Source organism: Bradyrhizobium sp. 25ACV (assembly GCF_054863005.1).
Genome location: NZ_JAVAYO010000011.1, coordinates 1 through 15447 on the forward strand (window position 1 = coordinate 1; position 15447 = coordinate 15447).

The window sequence follows — 15447 nt, forward strand, 5'->3', positions numbered from 1 at the left end:
AAATTCTGTAAAGGCGAATATTTCTGTCTGGGCGTATTGCCCCACGGCTAGCGTGTTTTGCGCGTCGGGCAACACAAGGGATCGTGGACGTAGGGCGGATTAGCCAAAGGCCGCCGTGCCAGACACCGGGGAGAGAGACGCGGTGGATTACGCTTCGCTCATCCGCCCTACGGGACCCGTGTTCCCTTCGGGATCAATTCGCGCCGCAGTGAGTTTGCAACGGATTGTCCGGGTTGGAGCCGCCATGACCATCAATTTCGACACGTTGAAAGCCTCGCTCGTCCTGTATGGCTTGAACGCGATTTACGCGATCCTGCTGCTCGCGATCGGCTGGTACCTGTCGGGCGCCATGCAGCGGTTCGTCACGCGCCTGTTGAGCGTCACGCATCGCGTCGACCCGCTCGTGACATTGTTCGTGGGCAGCCTCGCGCGCTACGGCGTGCTGGCGGTGGTCGGCATCGCCGTGCTTCAGCTGTTCGGTATTCAGACCGCGAGCCTCGTCGCCGTGCTGGGCGCGACCTCGCTCGCCATTGGTCTGGCACTTCAGGGCACGCTCTCCAATCTCGCCGCCGGCGTGATGCTGCTGTTGTTCCGGCCGTTTCACATCGGTAACGACGTCGAGGTCGCCGGCAAGGCGGGCAAAGTGAAGTCGCTGTCACTGTTCATGACCGAGCTGGTCGCGCCCGACAACACGCAGATCCTGTTGCCCAACGGGCAGGTGTGGGGTGCGGCCATCATCAACCGTAGCGCCTATCCCGGCACGGGCGAGGTCAAGGTCGCGTTTCCGGTCAGGGCTGGATCGGCCAACGCGCTGGCAGACCAGATCCTGAAACAGCTGCGCGACGATCCCCGCATCGCCAAGGGTGGCGCGCCGTCGGTCAATGTGTCGAAGGTGATCGCCGCCGATCCCGCGGCGCCCGTCGTGGAATTGACGGTCAGCGCAAGGGTGAATCCGTCGGATGCCGATGCGGTCAGGCAGCGGGTGCTCGACCATGCGAGCGCGCTGCTGGCGGCGGCCTGAGGCACTTCACCCCCGCGGCGACCGCGGCGTCCGTCGTTTGGCCACATGCCGGCGCGGTGAGCGGGTGACGCGCGGGCGCAGGCGGGTTACTGCGGCGGCGCGTTTCGGCTTGGCGGCTACTTGCGGGCCGCGGGCGAGATCCATCAGCATGCGCAGCGCCTCGACCACCGAGCGCGCGCGCACGGCGCTACGGCCGATCGCGCCAAAACGGTGCTCGCGGTGGATGATACGGCCGTCGCGCGCGGCGGCGGCGAAATGCACGAGGCCGACCGGCTTGCCGGGCGTCGCGCCGCCGGGGCCGGCGATGCCGGTAATGGCGACGGCGAGATCGACGTCGGCGCGCTCCAACGCGCCGACCGCCATCGCGGTCGCAGTCTCCTTGCTGACGGCACCGAAATTGGTGAGCGTGCTCGCCTCGACGCCGAGCATGGCGCGCTTGGCGTCGTTGGAATAGGTGACGAAGCCGCGATCGATCACGTCGGAGGAGCCGGGGATATCGGTCAGCGCGCCGGCGACGAGGCCGCCGGTGCAGGATTCAGCCGTCGCGATCGTCAGCTTGCGCATCCGGCACAGGTCGAGCAGCGAGCGGGAGAGGGCGCGTGCGTCGCTGCCGCCCATGGCCTAGACGCTCCAGGGAAGACGGACGGTGGCGCTCGCGGTCGCCGCGATGCCTTCCTCACGGCCGGTGAAGCCGAGCCGCTCGCTGGTGGTCGCCTTCACCGCGACGCGCGAGATGTCGACGCCGGAGATCTCGGCGATGCGCGCACGCATGGTGTCGCGCAGCGGGCCGATCTTTGGCCGCTCGCAGATCATGGTCACCTCGAGATTGGCGACGCGGCCGCCGCGCTGGGTGACGCGCTCGATGGCGTATTTCAGGAACTGGTCGGAGGAGGCGCCCTTCCACTTCGCATCGCTCGGCGGAAAGTGCGAGCCGATGTCGCCGTCGGCGAGCGCGCCGAGGATGGCGTCCACCAGCGCATGCAGGCCGACATCGCCGTCGGAATGGGCGAGAAAGCCCTTGGTGTGCGGCACGCGCACGCCGCAGAGCATGAGATGGTCGCCCTCACCGAAGGCGTGCACGTCGTAGCCGGTGCCGGTCCTGATATCGCCGAGCTGGGCAGCCAGGCGCGCTTCCTCGCGCACGAAATCCTCGGGAGTGGTGAGCTTCATGTTGGCAACATCGCCTTCAAAGGTTGCAACCGTCAATCCCGCCCATTCGGCAATCGCGGCATCGTCGGTGAAATCGCTGCGGCCGTCCTTTGCGGCGCGACGATGCGCTTCGAGGATGACGTCGAAACGAAAGGATTGCGGCGTCTGCGCGATTCGCAGGCGCGCACGGTCCGGCGTGCCCTCGACATTGCCGCCATCGCCGGTGAGCTTGATGGTGTCGGTGACGGGAACAGCGGGGATCGCAGCGCCGGTGCGGCTCGCCGCCTCGATCGCGCGCGAGATCAATCCTTCCGAGACGAAGGGGCGGGCGGCGTCGTGGATCAGCACGATGTCGGGCTCGTGCTTGACCAGCGCCTCGAGGCCGGCGAGCACCGAGGCCTGCCGGGTCGCACCGCCATTGGTCGGCGGCTCATGCTTGAGCCCCGCGACCGCGGCCGTGAACATGGCGCTGTCATCGGGATTCACCACCGGCTGCACCGCAAACACGTCGGCGTGGCGGCTGAAGGCTTCCAGGGCGCGATAGATCACCGGCACGCCGCCGATCTCGCGATATTGCTTCGGCCCGCCGGCGCCTGCACGCAGTCCACGCCCGGCTGCGACGAGGACGACTGCGGTGCGCTGTGATTTCGCCATAGGGCTCGAATACTCAGTTGGTGATGAAGAGTCGGGGAGTGGGGTGATTGCCGCATGCCTCTAGCACGGCAGGCCCGCAAAAAAAGGGGGTTTCCCCGGATTGTTGGAAACAGCATTTTGCTGCACTGCACTTGAAAGATTTGCAGAACTGTCTAAACTGTAGGCATGACGCTTGACTGCACAAGAATTGTGCGCAAGATAGGTCATGGCAGGCGCGATGAGGCCCTGCCCAGTCGACGAGACCCCTGTGACCGGTTCGGCAGTATCCGGCTCTAAGCCGTTGAAAATAGGCGATATTGATGTCGCCACCCCGGTCTTCCTGGCACCGATGTCAGGGGTGACTGACTCGCCCGTCCGCCGGTTGGCCGCCGAGCTTGGCGCGGGTCTCGTCGTGTCCGAAATGACTGCCAGCGATGAGCTTGCGAGCGGTCACCGGATGTCCCGGTTGCGTTGCGAAGCCACCGGCATTGGTCCGCACGTGGTCCAGCTCGCTGGCTGCGAGGCGCATTGGATGGCGGAGGGCGCCCGGATCGCGGAAGCCGAAGGCGCCGATATCATCGACATCAACATGGGCTGTCCGGCCCGCCACGTCACCGGCGGCCAGTCAGGCTCGGCCTTGATGCGCGACCTCGACCATGCCGTCAGCCTGATCGATGCCACCATCGCGGCGGTGAAGGTGCCGGTGACGCTGAAGATGCGGCTTGGCTGGGACGACCGCAGCCGCAACGCGCCGGAATTGGCGCGGCGCGCGGAAGCCGCCGGCGTCAAGCTCGTCACGGTCCACGGCCGCACCCGCAGCCAGTTCTACAAGGGCGAGGCCGATTGGGATGCAATCCGCGCCGTGCGCGAAGCCACCTGCCTTCCGCTCGTCGTCAACGGCGACATCACGACTTACGAGAAGGCGCTTGCGGCGCTCGAGGCCTCCGGCGCCGATGCCGTGATGATCGGCCGCGGTGCGCAGGGCCAGCCCTGGCTGCCCGGTCAGATCGGCCGTCGCCTGAAGGGCGGGGCGGCTGAGGCCATCCCGTCGCTCGCCACCCAGCTGCATTACGTCCGCACGCTTTATGAAGGCGTCTGCGTGCTTTACGGTTTGCGCGTAGGCCTCAAGCACGCCCGAAAACATCTCGGCTGGGCGCTCGACGTCGCCGCGGCTGCGAGCGGCGCTCCGGTCGAGAAGCTGAAATCTTGGCGCCAGAAGATCCTGACCTCGGAGGATCCGCGCCTCGTCCACCAGTCCCTCCAGGATGCCTTCGACGATTTCGGATGGAGCGCTGCTGCATGAGCTCAGCCGCTGAACATCGCCGGCCCGCCGACAGCGACGCGATCCTGGATGCCTTGCCCAATCCCGTTCTCATGATCGGGCCGGACGGCAAGATCGTCGCCGCCAATATCGCGACCGAGGCCTTCTTCGACATCTCGACCCAGTTCCTGAAGCGGCAGTCGCTGAAAGAGCTGGTGCCGTTCGGCAGCCCATTGCTGGCGTTGATCGACCAGGTGCGCTCGTCGAATTCGCCGGTCAACGAATACAAGGTCGATCTGGGCACGCCGCGCATGGGCGGCGACCGGCAGGTCGATCTCCATGTCGCGCCGCTGACGGAGCGGCCCGGCCATATCGTGGTGATGCTCCAGGAGCGCTCCATCGCCGACAAGATGGACCGTCAGCTCACCCATCGCAGTGCGGCGCGCTCGGTCATCGCGCTGGCCGCGATGCTGGCGCACGAGATCAAAAATCCGCTCTCCGGCATCCGCGGCGCGGCGCAGCTTCTCGAGCAGCAGGCCTCGTCCGAGGACCGCATGCTGACGCGCCTGATCTGCGACGAGGCCGACCGTATCGTGACGCTGGTCGACCGCATGGAGGTGTTCGGCGACGAGCGCCCCGTGTTGCGCGGCCCCGTCAACATCCATTCGGTGCTCGACCACGTCAAGCGGCTGGCGCAGTCCGGCTTTGCCCGCAACATCCGCTTCATCGAGGACTACGATCCCTCGCTGCCGCCGGTGCTGGCGAACCAAGACCAGCTGATCCAGGTGTTCCTCAATCTCGTGAAGAACGCCGCAGAAGCCCTGATCGACATCCCCGACGCCGAGATACAGCTCACCACCGCGTTCCGCCCCGGCGTACGCCTGTCAGTCCCCGGTCAAAAATCCCGGGTATCCTTGCCGCTCGAATTCTGCGTGAAGGACAACGGACCAGGCGTGCCGGACGATCTTCTGCCCAACCTGTTCGATCCCTTCGTGACCACCAAGCAGACCGGCTCAGGGCTCGGCCTGGCGCTGGTCGCCAAGATCGTCGGCGATCACGGGGGCATCATCGAATGCGAATCTCAGCCGCGCAAGACCACCTTCCGCGTGCTGATGCCGATGTATTCCACATCGGTGAAACATGCCGATCAAAGCAGTCGCGCCGACTCTGCCGGGAAGCCGTCGCCTGCGTCACAGGGGGCGAAATGAGGATTAACGATGCCCGCAGGTAGCATTCTCGTAGCCGATGACGATACCGCCATCCGCACCGTTCTCAATCAGGCACTGTCCCGCGCCGGCTACGAAGTGCGGCTGACCGGCAATGCCGCAACGCTGTGGCGCTGGGTCAGCCAGGGGGAGGGCGATCTGGTCATCACCGACGTGGTGATGCCGGACGAAAACGCCTTCGACCTCTTGCCGCGGATCAAGAAGATGCGGCCGAATCTGCCCGTCATCGTCATGAGCGCGCAAAACACCTTCATGACGGCGATCCGCGCCTCCGAGCGCGGGGCGTACGAATATCTGCCGAAGCCGTTCGACCTCAAGGAGCTGATTGCCATCGTCGGCCGCGCGCTGGCCGAGCCGAAGGAACGGGTCTCGACGCCGGACGAGGACGCCGAGATGGAGGCGATCCCGCTGGTCGGCCGCTCGCCGGCGATGCAGGAAATCTATCGCGTGCTGGCGCGGCTGATGCAGACCGATCTCACGGTGATGATCACGGGCGAGTCCGGCACCGGCAAGGAGCTGGTGGCGCGCGCGCTGCACGATTACGGCAAGCGCCGCAACGGCCCGTTCGTCGCGGTCAACATGGCGGCGATCCCGCGCGACCTCATCGAATCCGAACTGTTCGGCCATGAGCGCGGCGCCTTCACCGGTGCCAACACCCGTGCCTCCGGCCGGTTCGAGCAGGCCGAGGGCGGCACGCTGTTCCTCGACGAAATCGGCGACATGCCGATGGAGGCGCAGACCCGTCTGCTGCGCGTGCTGCAGCAGGGCGAATACACCACCGTCGGCGGCCGCACCCCGATCAAGACCGACGTGCGCATCGTCGCGGCCTCCAACAAGGATCTGCGCGTCCTGATCCAGCAGGGCCTGTTCCGGGAAGATTTGTTCTTCCGCCTCAACGTCGTGCCGCTGCGGCTGCCGCCGCTCCGCGAGCGCATCGAGGATTTGCCCGATCTCATCCGTCACTTCTTCGCGCTGGCCGAGAAGGACGGCCTGCCGCCCAAGAAGCTCGACGTGCTGGCGCTGGAGCGGCTGAAGCAGCACCGCTGGCCCGGCAACGTGCGCGAGCTGGAAAACCTCGCACGCCGCCTCGCCGCGCTCTATCCGCAGGACGTGATCACGGCTTCCGTCATCGATGGCGAGCTTGCGCCGCCCTCGGTCAGCCCGGGTGCCGCGGTCCAGCAGGGCGTCGACAATCTCGGCGGCGCCGTGGAGGCATATCTGTCCTCGCACTTCCAGGGCTTTCCCAACGGCGTGCCGCCGCCCGGCCTCTATCACCGCATCCTCAAGGAGATCGAGGTGCCGCTGCTCACGGCCGCGCTCGCGGCCACCCGCGGCAACCAGATCCGCGCCGCAGACCTGCTCGGCCTCAACCGCAACACGCTGCGTAAGAAGATCCGGGATCTCGATATCCAGGTCTATCGGAGCGGGGGCTAGTTCCCTCGCGACAAACGCTAGACGCGTTTACGCGACGCGACAAACGCTGAAGCGCGTTTGCGCGGAGGTGGCTCAGCTCCCCCTACCAAAGCGGAGCTGAGCCTGTCCGGATCGCGCTGCCGTTTTGGCTGACGCGGTGAGCAGAAGTCGGAATGGGGCCGAAATGTTCCGCGGTCACACATGTTCCGCGGTCACACAAGGGTGAGGCATTCAGCCGCCCGCGACGGCAATCCATCACCTGAACAGGCGCTCGGTCGACGGCACCAGACGCGCGACGTCTGTCGTCGGCTCCTGCAGACCAGGACCGTTGACCAGCAGATCGGACGCCACGATCAGCAGCAGAACGGCAGAAACCATGATCGCGAGGAAGAACCTATCCATGCCGGGTCAAGCCGTAACGGTGGGAAACCGTTCCCGTAGGCGAGGTCGGTCCACGACATCGGCCCTGATCCACCTGTGGATGCGCCGCTCCGTCGCGGCGAGGGCGCCGCGGAATTGTCGTAATTCGGCAACAATGTGGTACGAATACATCAGTATCCGCCCCTCGCGGACCCGTTTTCAGCACCACCATTGCCGGAATGACCAGCGCAGACACCTCGGCCGCACACTTTGACACGACACCAGCGGAAGAGCCCCGGCGTTGGTCGGCGCGGCGCTGGCTGGCGCCCTTTGCCGTGGCGCTGGCGCTGCTCTCGGCCTTCCTGACCTTCCTGGTTCTGACCGGCCTGACCACGATCGAGCCGACGCCGGCGGTGGTCCGCTCGATCTACCTGATCAACGCGGCCACGATCCTGCTACTGGTCGGGATCATCATCCGCGAGCTCTGGCAGCTGATCCTGGCGCGGCGGCGGGGCAGGGCGGCGGCGCGCCTCCATGTCCAGATCGTCAGCCTGTTCTCGATCGTGGCGGTGCTGCCGGCGGTGCTGGTCGCCGTCGTCGCCAACGTCACCATCGAACGCGGCCTCGACCGGCTGTTCTCCGGCCCGACCAAGGAGGTGATCCAGAATTCGCTGACGATCGCGCGGGCCTATATGCAGGACCACGCGCAGCTGATCCGCGGCGACATTCTCGGCATGGCCAACGACATCGCGCATGCCCGGCCGCTCTACGACCAGGATCGCCGCTCGTTCCGGGAGATGCTGAGCGCCAGCGCCAGTTCCCGCAACCTGCCGGGCGCGATGATCATCGACAAGAACACCAACATCCTGGAATCCGCCGACACTGGCATGCGGCTCGCCTATTCGCCGCCCGCGTCCGACTTCCTCAGCAACGTCAACGAGTCCGAGCCCGAGATCGCGGTCCTTCCCGATGCGAGCTTCGTGGCCGCCGTGATCCGGCTGCGCGCCTTCAGCGACACCTTCCTCTATGTCGCCCGTCCCCTTGATCCGAATGTCGTCAATCAGCTCAAGCAGACCGAGGTCAGCGTCGCCGAATACGCCCAGATCGAGTCGCGCCGGCTCGGCATCCAGGTTGCCTTTGCGCTGATGTTCGCCGTGATCGCGCTGACCATCCTGATGGCTTCGGTGCTGATCGGCCTGAACTTCGCCAACTCACTGGTCTCGCCGATCCGGCGGCTGATGAACGCAGCCCACACGGTCTCGACCGGCGACCTCCATGTCCAGGTGCCGGTGCACCAGTCGGAAGGCGATCTCGCCCAGCTAGGTGAGACCTTCAACAAGATGACGCAGGAATTGCGCAGCCAGCGTGATGAGCTCGTCAACGCCAGCGACCTGATCGACAGCCGCCGTCGCTTCATCGAAGCGGTGCTGTCCTCCGCAAGCGCCGGCATCATCGGCGTCGATGCTTCCGGCAGCGTCGGCATTTTGAACCGCTCGGCCGAGAAGCTGATCGGGCACTCCGAGGCGGAGACGCTCGGCCATCCGCTCTCCGACGTGCTGCCCGAGCTCGACGAGATGATGAAGGCGGCGCGGGAAGGGAGCCAGCGTCTGGTGCAGGGCCAGATCACGATCACCCGCGACGGCAGCGAGCGCAATCTCTCGGTCCGCGTCAGCGCCGAGAAGAACCAACCGCACGACAGCTACATCATCACGCTCGACGACATCACCGAGCTGGTCTCGGCGCAGCGCACCTCGGCCTGGGGCGACGTGGCGCGCCGCATCGCGCACGAGATCAAGAACCCGCTGACGCCGATCCAGCTTTCGGCCGAGCGCATTCGCCGCAAGTTCGGCAAAGGCATCACAGAGGCCAAGGACAAGCAGATCTTCGAGCAGTGCACCGACACCATCGTGCGCCAGGTCGACGACATCAGGCGCATGGTCGACGAGTTCTCGCGCTTTGCACGGATGCCGAAACCGGTGATGGAGGGCGAGGACGTCGCCGACACCGTGCGGCAGGCCGTGTTCCTGATGAAGGTCGCCCATCCGGAGATCGATATCGAGGCCGAATTCAAAGAGGATCCGCTCCGCGCCCAGTTCGACCGGCGGCTGATCTCGCAGGCGGTCACCAATATCGTCAAGAACGCCACCGAAGCGATCGAGCAGGTCCCGCCTGAGGAGCTCGGCAAAGGTCATATCGACGTCGTGGTGTCGCGTCAGGGCGAGGACGTGCTGATCGACGTCATCGACAACGGTATCGGCCTGCCCAAGGTCGCGCGCTCGCGGCTGCTCGAGCCCTATGTCACGACGCGCGCCAAGGGCACCGGCCTTGGCCTTGCGATCGTCGGCCGCGTGCTGGAAGACCATGGCGGGCGCATCGAGCTGAAAGATGCTTCCGACTTCCGCGAGGGCCAGCGCGGTGCCTGGATGCGGATGCGCTTTGCGATCTCCGGGCAACCCGCGAAGTCCGAGGGAGCCGAGCAGGCCCCGGCAGCCGCGGTCAAGGAAGCAACTGGCGAGCAGGCCGGCGCTCCTGTCAAGGACCCGGCGCAGGAAACAAAAGAGCTGGCGGCCGAAACCAAAGAGGCCGCTGAAAAGACCAATGATTCAACGAAAATCGAAGCCTCAACAGGCAGCTGACAAGACAGGCGCGACCCATGGCAAGTGAAATTCTGATTGTCGATGATGAGGCCGATATTCGGGATCTCGTCGCAGGCATTCTCGAGGACGAGGGTTTTGTCACGCGGACTGCGCGCGACAGCGACTCTGCACTGGCTGAAATCGCCAACCGGCGGCCGCATCTGGTGTTCCTCGACATCTGGCTGCAGGGCTCCAAGCTCGACGGCTTGCAGCTGCTGGAGCAGGTCAAGAAGGACAATGCCGACCTGCCGGTCGTGATGATCTCCGGCCACGGTAACATCGAGACCGCGGTGGCCGCGATCAAGCGCGGCGCCTACGACTTCATCGAGAAGCCGTTCAAGGCCGACCGGCTGATCCTGGTCGCGACCAGGGCGCTGGAGAACTCGCGGCTCAAGCGCGAGGTCAAGGAGCTGAAGCAGCTGGCGCCGAGCGCAAGCCAGCTCGTCGGCCGCTCGCCGAGCATGAACCAGTTGCGCCAGACCATCGAGCGCGCGGCCAAGGCCAACAGCCGCATCCTGATCGTCGGTCCCGCCGGCGCCGGCAAGGAATTGACGGCGCGCACGCTGCATACGGCCTCGGGCCGCGCCGATGGTCCCTTCGTCGTCATCAACGCGGCCGCGATCACGCCCGACCGCATGGAGCACGAGCTGTTCGGCGTCGAGCAGTCCAACGGCGAACAGGCGCGCAAGCCCGGCGCGCTCGAAGAAGCCCATGGCGGCACGCTGTTCATCGACGAGATCGCGGACATGCCGCGCGAGACCCAGAACAAGATCCTGCGCGTGCTGGTGGAACAGTCGTTCCAGCGCGTCGGCGGCACCGCCAAGGTGCAGGTCGATGTGCGCATCATCTCCTCGACCGCGCGCAATCTCGAAGAAGAGATCGCGGCCGGCCATTTCCGCGAGGACCTCTATCATCGGCTCTCGGTGGTGCCGATCCGCGTGCCTGCGCTCTCCGAGCGGCGCGAGGACATCCCGGAATTGATCGACTATTTCATGGAGCAGATCTCGGCCGGCAGCGGCCTGCCCAAGCGGCAGATCGGGCAGGACGCGATGGCGGTGCTGCAATCGCATGTCTGGCCAGGCAATGTGCGCCAGCTCCGCAACAACGTTGAAAGAGTCATGATTCTCGCCGCCGGTGGACCGGAGGTCATCATCACGGCCGACATGTTGCCGCAGGACGTCGGCTCCATGGTGCCGGCGATGCCGACCAGCAACAATGGCGAGCACATCATGGGCCTGCCGTTGCGTGAGGCGCGCGAAGTGTTCGAGCGCGACTATTTGATTGCACAGATCAGCCGTTTTTCAGGAAATATTTCTCGCACAGCCGAGTTCGTTGGCATGGAACGGTCGGCGCTGCATCGAAAGTTGAAAGCGCTCGGTGTCGGCTAGCGCGTGTTCGTGCGAAGCGGGTACCGGATCGCACTGGGAAAACGCCGTCAAAACAGGATTCTAACGCCGCGACGTTGCGGCGACACCTTGGAAGAAAACGAGGAAATTCATCGATTTCCGTAGTTTTTCGGGGCAATACGGCGCCCGCTGCCGCGTGAAGCGGCTTGCCTAATAGGTCCACCTGTCCTCTAATTGCACAGCTGTTCCTTCCGAGGGGGATCTCATGAGGAACGGCAACCGGGAGAGGCTCCGACCTTCACAAAGAGGGCCGCAACCGGCGCAATAAAAAGAAACTCAAAGCGAGAAAAAAACAATGGCGGCAGACCGCGCACAAAACCTACAGGACACCTTCCTTAATCACGTTCGCAAAACCAAGACGCCACTGACGATCTTTCTGGTCAACGGAGTGAAGCTCCAGGGCATCGTGACCTGGTTCGACAATTTCTGTTTACTGCTTCGGCGCGACGGTCATTCGCAGCTCGTCTACAAGCATGCGATCTCGACCATCATGCCGGGTGCGCCGATCCAGTTGTTCGAAGGCGGCGAGGATCAGCCGGCTTGAGAGTGATCTGATTGGAACCCCGGAATTTCGACGGGGATGCCGACCGTCCACGGTCGGCAGGGGCTAAGCAGACGGGGCGGGTGCTTGTCATCGGCCCCTATTTGCGGGTGCGCGCAGGCGGTGCCGACGCGCAATCGGAGACTCATATCCAGCGCAACGCCGAGGCCCGGCTCGATGAAGCCGCCGGCCTCGCGCGTGCGATCGATCTCGTCATTGCCGACGCGATCATCGCGCCGATCAGCCAGATCCGTCCCGCGACCTATATCGGCAAGGGCAAGGTCGAGGAGATCGCCGCGCTGGCCAAGAGCCTCGACGTCGAGCTCGTGGTGATGGACTGCGCGCTGGCGCCGATCCAGCAGCGCAATCTCGAGAAGGAGCTGCACGCCAAGGTGCTCGACCGCACCGGGCTGATCCTGGAAATCTTCGGCCGCCGCGCCAAGACCAAGGAAGGCTCGCTCCAGGTCGAGCTCGCGCATCTCAACTACCAGCGCTCGCGCCTGGTGCGATCATGGACCCATCTGGAGCGCCAGCGCGGCGGCTTTGGCTTCATGGGCGGTCCCGGCGAGACGCAGATCGAAGCGGACCGACGCCTGATCCAGGAGCGCATCTCCAAACTCGAGGGCGAGCTGAAGAAGGTGCAGGCGACCCGGCGGCTGCATCGTGCCGGCCGCCAGCGCGTGCCGTATCGTGTCGTGGCGCTGGTCGGCTACACCAATGCCGGCAAGTCGACGCTGTTCAACCGCCTGACGCGCGCCGACGTGCAGGCGGCCGACATGCTGTTCGCCACGCTCGACCCGACCTTGCGCGCCCTCAACCTGCCGCATGGCGGCAAGGCGATGCTGTCGGACACCGTCGGCTTCATCTCCAACCTGCCGACCCAGCTCGTCGCCGCCTTCCGCGCCACGCTGGAGGAGGTGCTCGAAGCCGACGTCATCCTGCATGTGCGCGACATATCCCATGAAGATGCCGAGGCCCAGCAGAGCGACGTCGACGCCGTGCTGCGCCAGCTCGGCATCAACCCCGATGATTCCGGCCGCATCATCGAGGTCTGGAACAAGATCGACCGCTACGATTCCGAGCAGCGCGAAGAGCTCCTGAACATCGCCGCACGCCGGCCGGAGGATCATCCCGCGATGCTGGTCTCCGCCGTGTCAGGCGAGGGCGTCGACGCATTGCTCGCCGCGATCGAGGAGCGGCTAGCGGCCAAACGCACGACGCTCGATCTCTCGATCGACGCCGCCGACGGCGCCGGCATCAGCTGGCTGCACCGCAATGCCGAGGTGCTGGCGAAAGAGCTGCACGATGGCCGCTTCGACATGACCGTGCGGGTGGACGAGACCAAGCGGGATATCGTGGTGAACAGGTTTGATGCCGTGCCGCGCGTGGCTTGATCCCAAGAGCGCGATGCGCCCGGCCTCGACGATTTCCGTCAACTACCGTTTCGCTGCGCCGGCCTTTGGCCGAAGCACGGACAACAGCTTCGAGGCAGGCGTGCCCGCGTGCTCCGACATGTATGTGTCCATGGCACCAGCCACTTTTTCATGGCGCCGAGCATTGGCGCCGAGGGCCCAACCGGCGGTCGCAGCCACGATCATTTCATAACCGAGCGCGTCGCCGTATTTTGGTTTTACCTGTCCATAGATTTCCCGCGGCCCGCCCGACATCGCAACCGTGATCTTCGCAACGTCAAGCGCGATGAGCTCGGAACGATTGGCCGTTTGCGCCAGGAGGTCGATGATCATTCGGACGTACCGCTCGTCACCGCTGGCAAAGAATGCGCCCCAGAGGATGTCGAGGTGAGTCGGGCGCGCAATGCGGATGTCGGTCAGCTGCGAAGGCAGATTGGCGAACTCGGCCTGCAACTTTGGATCATGCCCCGCTTCGTCGAGGCGGGGCTTCAATTTCTGCCGGGCGCTCTCATTACCTGCGAGTTTGAGTGCGGCGTCGATCGCATCCGCGCTTCTGGCGTTGAGGCGCGGAGGTAGCAAACGCTCGATCCAATCCGGATATTTGCGAAAGACGACCGCATAAAAACCGACCGCAGGTGGAAATGCGGTCCAATCAGGGGCAGCCGCCGCATATCTCTCGAGAAACCCGTTCAATCGTTCAGGCCGCGGATTGCTGTAAAACGATTGGAGCAACTCTTCATCCGCGCCTTGCGCGAACGCCGTTTGCGGGGGAGGCGCAAGTAGTATGCCCGCGGTGAGACATTGTGCGGCGACGATCGCAATCGCCCGCAAGATGGAGGCCGATTTCATGCGCTGGTCTTGTGGAAATCGAAAACGGAAGGCAGGCTGCGGACATGCAATATGCGCGGGATTGCACCTTAAATCCAGCGCATTCTAAGGTGGTTTCCTGGACGCCGACTATCTGTTGTCGCGCTGAACTCCTCACGAACTTCCCGCCTGCAAGCTGGGGCCTCACCTGGACAGATCAAGGCTCATGAACTGGTTGTGCGGGCTTGCCTGATAGTCGGCAAACGGCGCGCAGGATACGAAGCCGGCGCTGCGGTAGAGCGCGACGGCCGGCACGTGCAGCGGCGCCGTGCCGGTTTCCAGGCTGAGACGCGCATATCCGCGCTTGCGGCCTTCGGCAATGATGTGGTTCAGAATCGTGCGTCCGGCCCCGGTCCGCTGCGCACCGGGCGCAGCGCGCATCGACTTCACCTCGCCATGCGTCTCGTCGAGCTGCTTCAGGGCCCCGAAGCCAGCCAGCACGCCGTCTTGCCAAGCCGTCCAGAACGTCACGGTCGGAGCCGAAAGGCCGCTCGCGTCCAGTGCCTGCGCGTGCTCGCCCATGACGCTGCGGAGTTCTTCGAGGTGATGCGCCAACAAGTCGGCGACATGCGGCGCCTTCGGATCGTCCTGCCTGATATCCACGTCGTTGCCTTTCAGGTGGCGGTCTTCGCCGCATTCCACAGCGAGTCCATCTCCGCCAGCGACGCCTGCTCCAGCGTGCGGCCCTGCGCTTCCAATGCCCGCTCGATATAGGCAAAGCGCCGCTCGAACTTTGCGTTGGTCGCACGCAATGCGGCCTCCGGATCGGCATCGACGTGGCGGGCGAGGTTGACGAGGGCGAACATCAGGTCACCGGTCTCTTCCGCAATCTCCTGCTTGTCGTTGCGGTCGAGCGCGGCCTCGATCTCGTCGGCCTCCTCGCGGATCTTTTGCAGCACCGCGCGCGGGTCGTTCCAGTCGAAGCCGACGGTGGAGGCCTTGCGCTGCAGCTCCATGGCGCGCGTCAGCGCGGGCTGGCCGGCCTTGACGCCTGACAGCAGCGATTTGTGCGTCGGCACCTGCTCCGGCGGACGGCGCGCGGCGCGTTCGGCTTTCTCTTCGGCCTTGATGCGGTCCCAGACTTCCTTGACGTGGGAGGAGGCGAGATTGCCGTCCTTGTCGGCGAAGACGTGGGGATGACGCCGGATCATCTTTCGCGTGATGGCCTCGACGACATCCCCGAAGGCAAAGGCGTTCTGCTCCGAAGCCATCTGGGCGTGGAAGACCACCTGGAGCAGGAGGTCGCCGAGCTCCTCTCTGAGATCGTCGAGATCGCCGCGGCTGATGGCCTCGACCACCTCATAGGCCTCCTCGATCGTGTAGGGCGCGATGGTCGCAAAATCCTGCTCGAGGTCCCAGGGGCAGCCGGTCACCGGCGTGCGCAGCGCCGCCATGATCTCGATCAGGCGGGAAATGTCGCGGGAAGGGGTCATTGCGGGGCGCTCTCCTGGCTCCAAAACCTTATGCCAAAAGCGGCCCGCCGTTCCCAGCGCGGCGGGGCGGAACAGGCCGATTTCCACTG

General features: G+C 65.0%; 14 protein-coding genes. 8 read left to right on the plus strand and 6 right to left on the minus strand.

The annotated features are described in order from the left end of the window. The first annotated feature begins 244 nt into the window (after nt 1–244). Nucleotides 245–1021 (plus strand): mechanosensitive ion channel family protein, encoded by a 777-nt coding sequence (locus tag RAD04_RS24155; RefSeq protein WP_092258263.1) that lies wholly within the window; start codon nt 245–247, stop codon nt 1019–1021. A gap of 6 nt (nt 1022–1027) precedes the next feature. Here the strand turns inward: RAD04_RS24155 and RAD04_RS24160 are convergent, their stop codons facing one another. Together RAD04_RS24160 and RAD04_RS24165 are read right to left on the minus strand one after the other, a co-directional pair. Beyond that, nucleotides 1028–1639, minus strand: coding sequence for a CinA family protein (locus RAD04_RS24160; protein WP_461625774.1), 612 nt, complete (start codon nt 1637–1639; stop codon nt 1028–1030). A 3-nt stretch (nt 1640–1642) separates the two neighbouring features. Further along, a complete protein-coding gene (locus RAD04_RS24165) occupies nt 1643–2824 on the minus strand; it encodes a bifunctional 2-C-methyl-D-erythritol 4-phosphate cytidylyltransferase/2-C-methyl-D-erythritol 2,4-cyclodiphosphate synthase (RefSeq protein ID WP_461625775.1) in 1182 nt (393 codons plus the stop codon). Nucleotides 2825–3104: 280 nt separating this feature from the next. Here RAD04_RS24165 and dusB point away from each other — a divergent pair, with 280 nt between their 5' ends. Genes dusB through ntrC form a run of 3 tightly spaced genes read left to right on the plus strand, consistent with a single transcriptional unit; the run spans nt 3105 to nt 6724 of the window. Further along, complete coding sequence (dusB, locus tag RAD04_RS24170; RefSeq protein ID WP_461625945.1) at nt 3105–4106, plus strand: tRNA dihydrouridine synthase DusB; 1002 nt, start codon at nt 3105–3107, stop codon at nt 4104–4106. Further along, nucleotides 4103–5272 carry a two-component system sensor histidine kinase NtrB gene (locus tag RAD04_RS24175; RefSeq protein ID WP_461625776.1) on the plus strand — a complete coding sequence of 390 codons (1170 nt, stop codon included), beginning with the start codon at nt 4103–4105 and terminating at the stop codon, nt 5270–5272. The genes dusB and RAD04_RS24175 overlap by 4 nt, the downstream gene beginning before the upstream one ends. Nucleotides 5273–5281: 9 nt before the next feature. Continuing rightward, entirely contained in the window at nt 5282–6724 is a 1443-nt protein-coding gene (ntrC, locus tag RAD04_RS24180) for a nitrogen regulation protein NR(I) (RefSeq protein ID WP_028144677.1), read from the plus strand. Nucleotides 6725–6958: 234 nt separating this feature from the next. Here ntrC and RAD04_RS24185 read toward each other — a convergent pair whose 3' ends face one another. Continuing rightward, a complete protein-coding gene (locus RAD04_RS24185) occupies nt 6959–7105 on the minus strand; it encodes a hypothetical protein (protein WP_162832222.1) in 147 nt (48 codons plus the stop codon). Nucleotides 7106–7302: 197 nt separating this feature from the next. Between RAD04_RS24185 and RAD04_RS24190 the strand changes: the two genes are divergently transcribed. From RAD04_RS24190 to hflX, 4 genes are all read left to right on the plus strand, one after another. Continuing rightward, nucleotides 7303–9699, plus strand: a complete 2397-nt coding sequence (locus RAD04_RS24190) for a sensor histidine kinase (protein ID WP_461625777.1) — start codon at nt 7303–7305, stop codon at nt 9697–9699. A 17-nt stretch (nt 9700–9716) separates the two neighbouring features. Further along, complete coding sequence (ntrX, locus tag RAD04_RS24195) at nt 9717–11087, plus strand: nitrogen assimilation response regulator NtrX (protein WP_091956714.1); 1371 nt, start codon at nt 9717–9719, stop codon at nt 11085–11087. Nucleotides 11088–11400: 313 nt separating this feature from the next. Further along, a complete protein-coding gene (hfq, locus tag RAD04_RS24200; protein ID WP_007591126.1) occupies nt 11401–11649 on the plus strand; it encodes an RNA chaperone Hfq in 249 nt (82 codons plus the stop codon). Between the two features lie 11 nt (nt 11650–11660). Then, nucleotides 11661–13040 (plus strand): GTPase HflX, encoded by a 1380-nt coding sequence (gene hflX, locus RAD04_RS24205; protein ID WP_461625778.1) that lies wholly within the window; start codon nt 11661–11663, stop codon nt 13038–13040. A gap of 42 nt (nt 13041–13082) precedes the next feature. Here the strand turns inward: hflX and RAD04_RS24210 are convergent, their stop codons facing one another. The 3 genes from RAD04_RS24210 to mazG all read right to left on the minus strand — a co-directional run bounded on the left by RAD04_RS24210 (nt 13083) and on the right by mazG (nt 15358). Beyond that, nucleotides 13083–13907, minus strand: coding sequence for a hypothetical protein (locus tag RAD04_RS24210; RefSeq protein WP_461625779.1), 825 nt, complete (start codon nt 13905–13907; stop codon nt 13083–13085). A 162-nt stretch (nt 13908–14069) separates the two neighbouring features. After that, nucleotides 14070–14567, minus strand: a complete 498-nt coding sequence (locus RAD04_RS24215) for a GNAT family N-acetyltransferase (RefSeq protein ID WP_461625780.1) — start codon at nt 14565–14567, stop codon at nt 14070–14072. Then, entirely contained in the window at nt 14540–15358 is an 819-nt protein-coding gene (mazG, locus tag RAD04_RS24220; RefSeq protein WP_461625781.1) for a nucleoside triphosphate pyrophosphohydrolase, read from the minus strand. Before mazG ends, RAD04_RS24215 begins: the two co-directional genes overlap by 28 nt. Nucleotides 15359–15447 lie beyond the last annotated feature (89 nt).

What these genes read in the sequence shown, in the direction of transcription:
- RAD04_RS24155 (WP_092258263.1), top strand. Translation starts at nt 245, where the DNA reads ATGACCATCAATTTCGACACGTTGAAAGCCTCGCTCGTCCTGTATGGC.
- RAD04_RS24160 (WP_461625774.1), bottom strand. Translation starts at nt 1,639, where the DNA reads ATGGGCGGCAGCGACGCACGCGCCCTCTCCCGCTCGCTGCTCGACCTG.
- RAD04_RS24165 (WP_461625775.1), bottom strand. Translation starts at nt 2,824, where the DNA reads ATGGCGAAATCACAGCGCACCGCAGTCGTCCTCGTCGCAGCCGGGCGT.
- RAD04_RS24175 (WP_461625776.1), top strand. Translation starts at nt 4,103, where the DNA reads ATGAGCTCAGCCGCTGAACATCGCCGGCCCGCCGACAGCGACGCGATC.
- ntrC (WP_028144677.1), top strand. Translation starts at nt 5,282, where the DNA reads ATGCCCGCAGGTAGCATTCTCGTAGCCGATGACGATACCGCCATCCGC.
- RAD04_RS24185 (WP_162832222.1), bottom strand. Translation starts at nt 7,105, where the DNA reads ATGGATAGGTTCTTCCTCGCGATCATGGTTTCTGCCGTTCTGCTGCTG.
- RAD04_RS24190 (WP_461625777.1), top strand. Translation starts at nt 7,303, where the DNA reads ATGACCAGCGCAGACACCTCGGCCGCACACTTTGACACGACACCAGCG.
- ntrX (WP_091956714.1), top strand. Translation starts at nt 9,717, where the DNA reads ATGGCAAGTGAAATTCTGATTGTCGATGATGAGGCCGATATTCGGGAT.
- hfq (WP_007591126.1), top strand. Translation starts at nt 11,401, where the DNA reads ATGGCGGCAGACCGCGCACAAAACCTACAGGACACCTTCCTTAATCAC.
- RAD04_RS24210 (WP_461625779.1), bottom strand. Translation starts at nt 13,907, where the DNA reads ATGAAATCGGCCTCCATCTTGCGGGCGATTGCGATCGTCGCCGCACAA.
- mazG (WP_461625781.1), bottom strand. Translation starts at nt 15,358, where the DNA reads ATGACCCCTTCCCGCGACATTTCCCGCCTGATCGAGATCATGGCGGCG.